The following is a 5,282-nucleotide window of genomic DNA, read 5'->3' as shown; positions in this document are numbered from 1 at the left end:
GAGCAGCCGCGCGCTCGTGGTGGGTACCGGGGGGATCGGCCGGGCCACCGCGCGGCTGCTCAGGGCCGTGGGACTGGACGTCCGGGGGGCGGGGCGTCGACCCTCCGACGACGACGAGGACTTCGGCGTCGTCCTGGACTCGGCCCGACTGGCAGAGCACCTCGGCGACGTCGACCACCTGGTCATGGTGGCCCCGCTGACCGCGGCCACCAGCGGGATGCTCGGCGAGGTCGAGCTGGCCGCGCTCCCGGACGGCGCCCACGTGATCAACGTGGGGCGGGGCCAACTGATCGACCAGGAGGCCCTCACCAAGGAGATCGCCGCGGGCAGACTCTCGGCGCATCTGGACGTCCTCGTCGTCGAACCCCTCCCCGACGGCGACCCGCTGTGGACGCTCGACGGCGCGCACATCAGCCCACACATGTCGGGCGACGTGGTGGGCTGGCGCGATACGCTCTCCCGGCAGTTCCTCGACCACCTCCACGCGTGGCTCGGGGGTTCCGAGCCCGGGCCCGCGGTCGACAAGGGCCGGGGATACGTCAGCGGCTGACCGGTTGTGGGTCGTCAACGCCCTGCTTACGGTCGAGGTCAGAGGCGGGTAGACGAGATCCGCCGGCGACCGAGAGGAGCTGCATGGCACTGGCCGTCGACGACTACGTCACGCGCGTGACCACCACCCCGACCATCATCGACAGGCCCGACCCGGTCGTGTGGTCCCGGGCCGACGATCCCGAGATCCGGCGCTTCGCCGAGGTCGGGTACGTGCAGCGACAGGGCGCACTGGACGCGGGCAGGGTGGACGCCTGCCTCGGGGAGGTGCACCGCATCGGTGCCGACCCCGCGATGGCCGCCGACCCACGGGTCATCCGCGAGGCCGGCAGCGACGCCGTGCGATCGATCTTCGACGTCCACATCCTGAGCGAGATAGTGCAGGAGGCGGTCGAGTACTCCGGTGCCGTCGAACTCGCCCGCGAGATCCTCGGCTCCGACGTCTACGTGCACCAGAGTCGACTCAACTACAAGCCCGGGTTCGCGGGCGGCGCGTTCTACTGGCACTCGGACTTCGAGACGTGGCACGCCGAGGACGGCATGCCCCGTCCGCGGGCGTGCAGCGCCTCCCTCGCCCTCACCCGCAACGAGGTGTACAACGGCCCGCTGATGATCATGCCGGGGACCCAGAGATACTTCGTCCAGTGCGCCGGCGAGACGCCGGAGGCGTACTACGAGGAGTCCCTCGTGAGCACTGCGCCGACGATAGGGGTGCCGTCCGAGGGGCACATCGCGGAGCTGTACCACTCCCACGGGCTCCACGTCCTCACCGGCGAGGCGGGGTCGATGACCATGTTCGACTGCAACACCCTCCACGCCTCCGGGGGCAACATCAGCCCGGTGCCGAGGGCGAACGTCTTCGTCGTCTTCAACAGCGTGGAGAACGAGCTGACCACCCCCTTCGCGGGGACTGCGCGGCGCCCCGACTTCCTCGCGAGGCGCTGACGCCCGGTACTGAGGCCCGGTGCTGTGGCCCGGCGCTGAGACTTGGTGCTGACGCCCGGTGGCGTGCCCGCGGACCGAGTGCGGTCGCGCCCTACGGGGTGTCGAGCCCCAGTCCGACGGCTGCCTCGGTGAAGGCGTCCACGAAGGCCTGCAGCGGCCGGCGCCGGGCGTCCCGTTCCCGGTAGGCGATCGAGACCGTCCTGGTGAGAACATCGCTCAGCCGCACCACGTCCACGTCCGCGGTCGTGGTGCTCAGGCCGAGATCGGAGGCCAGGGTCACGCCCAGGCCGGCCGCGACCAGGGCGAGTGCCGTCGACTGCTCGCCGGCCTCGTGGCGGATGTCCGGCTCGAACCCCGCCTCGCGGCACGCGAGCCGCACCGCCCTCCCGAAGTGCGAGCGGGGATGCGCCAGGACCCAGGGCTTCGCCGCGAGGTCCCCCAACGCCACCTCGTCGGCGTCCATCCACCCGCGGGGGGCGACGAGATGTAGCGACTCCACGGCGATCGGGGTCCGGGTGAGTTCGGGGACGCGGGCCATCGTGTAGCTGGAGTAGTCGAGGACGAAGGCCAGGTCGAGGGAACCGTCCCGGACGGCTCCCGTGGTGTCCTCCGGGGCGAGCTCCCGGCTCCGTACCTCGATCCCCGGGTGATCCCGGGCGAGTACCCGGATCCCCTCGGGCAGCAGGGTGGTGGCCACCGACGCCCAGACGCCGGCGGTGAGTGTGGTCCCGACCCCGGCCCGCGCCGACTCCATCGCGTGCCCGGCGTCCTCCACCGCGGCGAGGATGGTCTCCGCGTGCCCCGCGAGGACCACCCCGGCGTCGGTGAGTCCTATCCGCCGGCCGCGCCGCTCGAACAGGGGCGTCCCCGCCTCCCGTTCCAACAGCGCGAGCTGCTGGGAGACCGCGGAGACCGTGTAGTCCAGGGCCCCGGCGACAGCGGTCACGGTCTCGCGGCGCTCCAGTTCGCGGAGCAGCCTGAGTCGATGCAGTGACGGCTCCATGGCCCCGAGAATAGGGGCTGACCGGGGACAGTGCAGAAAAACTGAACGGTCAGGTCCATCGATTCTCGCTGGACCCGGGCCCGTTCTCGCTCCCATCCTGAAATGACCCCGACGGAAAGTCGGGCACAGGCGTTTCAGGAGGCGAGCACGATGACATCCATCGAGATTCCGGGTAGCACCGCGACGACCGGGTCGGTGCCGGTGGCTGTTCCGACTCCGCCCGCGGAGCGGGCCACCACGCGTGAGCCCTACCTGCGGTTGCACTGGAAAGACGACGTGACGGGCGCCCGCGGTTTCCTCGTCGTCGACACCCTCGTCGGTGGCCTGGCCACCGGGGGCACCAGGATGCGGGCCGGCTGCACCCTTGGTGAGGTGGAGGACCTGGCCCGGGGCATGACGCGTAAGACCGCGGCGTTCGACCTCCCCGTGGGTGGCGCCAAGGGCGGCATCGACTTCGACCCCAAGGATCCGCGCGCCGTCGAGGTGTTGTCCAGGTTCTGCGAGGCGATGCGCCCGTTCCTCGATCGTCACTGGGTGACCGCCGAGGACCTGGGGGTTCCGCAGCACCTGATCGACGAGGTCTTCGCGGGGCTGGGGATGCGGCAGTCCTACCACGCCGCCATCGAGCGTTCCGAGGATCCCGCCGCGACCGCGGGCCGCATCTTCCGCGGGCTCACAGCCGAGGTGCCCGGTGGGCTGCTCGGCGACGTGATCGGCGGGTACGGGGTGGCGCAGGCGTGCCTGGCGGCGGCCTACGTGCGCGGCTGGGACGTCGGCCGCACGACCGTCGCGGTCCAGGGCGTGGGCACGATGGGTGGCGCGGCGGCCTGGTACCTGCACGAGGCCGGTATGACCGTGGTCGCGGTGGCCGACGCCGCGGGAACCCTCTACGACCCGGCGGGCCTCGACATCCCCGCGCTGCTCGCCACCCGCGACCGCTTCGGTGAGATCGACCGGGCGGCGGTTCCCGCCCGGGTCCAGCGTCTGGAGCGGGATCAGATCATCGGGATGGACGTCGACGTCCTGGTCCCCGCCGCGGTCTCCTACGCGATCACCGCGGACAACTGCGCGTCCGTCACCGCGCCGATCGTGGTGGAGGCCGCCAACGCCGCCACCACCATCGACGCCGAGCTCGACCTCACGGCGCGCGGGATCGCGGTGCTACCGGACTTCGTGGCCAACGCCGGCGCGGTCGCCTGGGCCTGGTGGCTGATCCTCGGAGAGGTCGACGATCAGCCCGGGACCTCGTTCCTGCGGCTGAGCCGGGAGATGACGGCCAAGGTGTCGGACCTGCTCACCCGGTGGACTCCCGCGGACGGCCCGGTGCGCTGGACGGCCGACGTCTCGCACCTGGTACGCGAGGTCCCGCCGGTCGTCGTGCCCTGACCGGGAATCCGCGCGCAACAACTGCAGCCGCACACGAGATCTCGTGTGCGGCTGCAGTTGTTGCGCGCGTGTGCGGAAAGTCGGGTGGGCGCGCCCGGTCAGGCCCCGGCCGCGGAGTCGGCGTCGACCGCCAGTCGCTCTTCGGCAGGCGAGTTCTCCTCAGCCCCGTTCTCCTCGGCCCCGTTCTCCTCGGCCGCCCCGTTTCCCTCAGCCCCGTTCTCCTCGGCCGCCCCGTTCCCCTTTCCGATCGCGGTGTGCAGTCGCGCGCGGCGGGGCGAGTCGTCGGTGCCCAGCAGGAGGTCGATGGTCAACCCCAGCCTGCTGTTGACGTCTGCGGCCGAGGACCTCCTGGTGAGCCACGAGACGAGGTTGGACATCCACACGTCGGAGACCACGCGGGCGATCGAGAGCTGGACCTCGTCCGGCTCACCCTGGGCCATGGCCCGGGCGATGATCCGGTCCATGTAGAAGCCCACCTCCTCGACCTCGTTGGCCACCGAGGCATCGGCGAACATGAACGCCCGGGTCATGGCCTCGGTGAGGTTGGGATCGCGCTGCATGGACTTGGTGATCATGTCCACCACGACCTTCATGCGCTCCTGGGCGGTGTCCCCGGGCGGTGCCGAACGTTCCGTGCGCTGGTCCAGCCTGCGGAACTCACGGGCCAGAGCCGAGACCAGGAGGTGCACCTTGGAGGGGAAGTAGCGGTAGAGCGTGCCCACCGCGACCTCGGCCTTCTCGGCCACGGCCCGCATCTGCACCGCCTCGTACCCACCCTTGGCCGCCAGGGCCAAGGTGGCGTCGAGGATGCGGCGACGCCGCTCCCGCTGCGACGAGGTGCTGGGCTCGTCACCACGGGACGCGGGATCGGACGCGGCTGGACCGGAACCGGTCTCGGTCGAGCTCTTGGTCATGAGGCGAGCCTCCTGGGCTGGCGACGGCCGATCGGGGGCCGGGTGCGGTCATCACGTCCTGCTGGTGCATTCTAGGACACGGTTGTTAGAACACGTTCTATTATGGGGGAGTGCGCCGGTCCTCGGACCCGCGCCGGTTCGAACCCCGTCGCGACGAGGAGCCACCGTGAGCATCGCCACCACCCCGGATCAGATCGAGATCCAGAACTCGATCAGGTCCTGGGCCAAGTCCGTCGATCCCGTGGACACAGTACGCGCACAGGAGACCGACCCGGACGCGTGGAAGGCACTTTGGGCCCAGTTGGCCGAACTGGGGATCTTCGGCGTCGCCGTCGCCGAGGAGTACGGCGGGGCCGGGGCCGAGATCATCGACCTGGCCTGCATGCTCGAGGAGGCCACGGCCCGGATGGCCCCCGGCCCGGTCCTGTCGACCGCCGTCGCGGGCGTGCTGGTCTCGCGCGCCGGGGGCGCGGTCGCCTCCGCCC

Annotated in this window: 5 protein-coding genes and 1 pseudogene; 4 read left to right on the top strand and 2 right to left on the bottom strand. The window is 71.1% G+C overall.

Features of this window, described 5'->3' with window-relative positions:
* Together IY392_RS04520 and IY392_RS04515 are read left to right on the top strand one after the other, a co-directional pair.
* Positions 1 to 550, top strand: a 550-nt coding sequence (locus IY392_RS04520; protein WP_304511136.1) for an NAD(P)-dependent oxidoreductase, incomplete at its 5' end; no start/stop codon positions are given.
* Positions 551 to 633: 83 nt separating this feature from the next.
* The gene (locus tag IY392_RS04515) at positions 634 to 1,494 is read left to right on the top strand and encodes a phytanoyl-CoA dioxygenase family protein (RefSeq protein ID WP_194860620.1); all 861 of its coding nucleotides are present in this window, start codon (positions 634 to 636) and stop codon (positions 1,492 to 1,494) included.
* Between the two features lie 91 nt (positions 1,495 to 1,585).
* On the opposite strand, the gene IY392_RS04510 is transcribed toward IY392_RS04515, so the two are convergent.
* Positions 1,586 to 2,497: a LysR family transcriptional regulator gene (locus tag IY392_RS04510; RefSeq protein WP_107755712.1), complete on the bottom strand. Its 912-nt coding sequence runs from the start codon at positions 2,495 to 2,497 to the stop codon at positions 1,586 to 1,588.
* Positions 2,498 to 2,647: 150 nt separating this feature from the next.
* Between IY392_RS04510 and IY392_RS04505 the strand changes: the two genes are divergently transcribed.
* Positions 2,648 to 3,883 carry a Glu/Leu/Phe/Val dehydrogenase gene (locus IY392_RS04505; protein ID WP_194860619.1) on the top strand — a complete coding sequence of 412 codons (1,236 nt, stop codon included), beginning with the start codon at positions 2,648 to 2,650 and terminating at the stop codon, positions 3,881 to 3,883.
* A 266-nt stretch (positions 3,884 to 4,149) separates the two neighbouring features.
* Here IY392_RS04505 and kstR read toward each other — a convergent pair.
* Positions 4,150 to 4,797 (bottom strand): annotated as a pseudogene (gene kstR / locus IY392_RS04500) (cholesterol catabolism transcriptional regulator KstR); the annotation flags it as partial.
* A 166-nt stretch (positions 4,798 to 4,963) separates the two neighbouring features.
* On the opposite strand from kstR, the gene IY392_RS04495 reads away from it, so the two are divergent.
* The coding region (locus IY392_RS04495; protein WP_194860617.1) for an acyl-CoA dehydrogenase family protein at positions 4,964 to 5,282 on the top strand (319 nt) is incomplete at its 3' end.

It is taken from the genome of Dietzia sp. SYD-A1 (genome assembly GCF_015356725.1).
Lineage (GTDB): Bacteria > Actinomycetota > Actinomycetes > Mycobacteriales > Mycobacteriaceae > Dietzia.
Note: the sequence above shows the minus strand (reverse complement) of the source record. Positions and strands in the feature narration are given on the sequence as shown.